Source organism: Flavobacterium cyanobacteriorum, assembly GCF_002251835.1.
GTDB classification, from domain to species: domain Bacteria; phylum Bacteroidota; class Bacteroidia; order Flavobacteriales; family Flavobacteriaceae; genus Flavobacterium; species Flavobacterium cyanobacteriorum.
This window is the reverse complement of record NZ_NOXV01000039.1, coordinates 1-1972: the sequence shown is the minus strand read 5'-3', so window position 1 is coordinate 1972 and position 1972 is coordinate 1. Positions and strand designations below refer to the sequence as shown.

2 protein-coding genes are annotated in these 1972 nt (G+C 38.7%); one reads left to right on the top strand and one right to left on the bottom strand.

Going from position 1 to position 1972, the window contains the following annotated elements; translation table 11 throughout:
- Nucleotides 1-241: 241 nt before the first annotated feature.
- On the bottom strand, nucleotides 242-646 hold the full coding sequence (locus CHU92_RS00340) for a winged helix-turn-helix transcriptional regulator (protein WP_094411467.1): 405 nt from the start codon (nucleotides 644-646) through the stop codon (nucleotides 242-244).
- A gap of 69 nt (nucleotides 647-715) precedes the next feature.
- Between CHU92_RS00340 and CHU92_RS00335 the strand changes: the two genes are divergently transcribed.
- Nucleotides 716-1597: an SDR family oxidoreductase gene (locus CHU92_RS00335; RefSeq protein WP_094411465.1), complete on the top strand. Its 882-nt coding sequence runs from the start codon at nucleotides 716-718 to the stop codon at nucleotides 1595-1597.
- The last annotated feature ends 375 nt before the right edge of the window (nucleotides 1598-1972 follow it).

Below are 1972 nucleotides of genomic sequence, written 5' to 3'. Positions count from 1 at the left end.
GTAGGTTCAAGTGCAGTTCTTCGATTGAACTTTTGTGCTAAAAATCCCCACCTTCGGCAATACCCGAACCGTTGTGCGGAAATCCCTACGGGCTTCCCGCACAACGCCTCAGGCGATTTGCCCCGGCCAGCCCTTCGGGATTGTCCGGCAACAAAGCGGTTTGCAAAATGCAAATCACTTCGCAAATCGACTGGGGCGTTGGCTCAACCATAGGACGAACAACCTACAATTTACAAAAACCTTACTTTGACAAGACTTTTTTACGATGATTAACACCCCATTCCCTTAAAGCAAGAATTACCTTATCCAAGGTTTTTCCATAAGTAGTTAATTCATAAACAACTGAAACAGGAGAAGTGTCATAAACTGTTCGTGTCAAAATACCATGTTCTTCCAAATCTTTTAATTCTTTTGACAAAACCTTTCCAGTAATTTTGGGAATGTTTCGTTGAATTTCTTTGAAACGCATTCTCCCCCCAAACCACAAGGCTAATAAAATAACGAACTTCCAACGACCACTTAATAAGTCCATTGTGTCCATTAGTGGTAGCAAATGTTTTGTACATTCTGTATAGTCAGATGCATTTGGTAAAGCATCTTTCAAATTTATTCCTTTACTGGTTACTTTTTGGATACTGGTTTCCATTAGGATACTGTTTACTTTTAGATATCAAAGGTAATTACTTTTGTCCAACAATTAAACAAAAAAATAAAAATGGAAAAAGTAATTCTTTTTGGAGCAAGTGGTCAGCAAGGTTCTGTCATTGCTCAACAGCTTATTGAAAAGGGGTACAAAGTTATTGCACCAGTTCGCTACCAAACAAATGTTGAATCTCTCAATCATAAACGTATTGAAACTAGGTTAACAGATTTTACTACTGCATCCTTAACCAATATTATTAAAGAAGCTGATAAAGTTATTTTACAAGTCCCTGTGGTGATAACACCAGCACAAATGATAGAGTTTGTTGAAAATGCTTTGAAAGCAATTGCACAAGCTGGTTCGCCACATACTGTTTTCAGCATAAGTAGTGTGGTTCCAATTGAATTCATTGGTTTGAATGGACCTGACGCAAGGCTGAAGATGAAAGAATTAACAAAACAAATTCTGCCAAGTGCCATTATTCTAAGTTCAACACTTTATTTAGAAAATTTTTCGCAGGCATATAGACAAGCTATCGAGCAAGGTGGTGTTATTCCACAAGCCATACCAACCGATATACCTGTTGCCTATCTTTCATTTTCAGACCTTGCAATGTATATTCTAGCTGCATTAGAAAAACTTGAACTAAAAGGGCAATTTATCCCTATTGGCGGCAGTGAAGCCTTGACAGGGATTGAGTTATCTAAAAAACTTGGAGTAGTTTTAGGAAAATACATTCATTATCAAGGAATAACTTCACAAGAGCTTACAGCATTCCTGACACCAATGATTGGCGAACAAACTGCATTGCAAGTAGCTGAAATGTACGAATGGGAAGGTACAACAGGAGGTAGCTTATTAAATCCAGATGTAAAAAAAGCACTGCAACTTTTTGGCATTACATTACCAGATTTTGATACTTGGGCTAAGTCTGCCTTTAAAAAAATTAAGTAATTTTGGTGACGAAAAAAGGGCAGCAGCTAACACGGGTTTTGCGTCAGGCGGGCTGATATGCAAACCTGGAGTTTTGTGCTTCTATTCAAGTGCAGTGCTAAAAAGCCCGCCCGAACGCAAAGCCGAAAAACGTTGTGCGGAAAGCCCGAAGAGATTTCCGCATAACGGCTAGGCGATTTGCCCTGGCCAGCCCTTCGGGACTGTCCGACAACTAAGCGATTTGCAAAATGCAAATCACTTCGCAAATCGCCTGGGCGTTAGCAGAGATTCATTAAAACAAAACATCATGAAACCGGGAATAATAATTGCAATAATAGTTTTTAGCACTTTTATCTAAGTACACGACAAAAATTGTATTAAATTAATTTCCAGCTT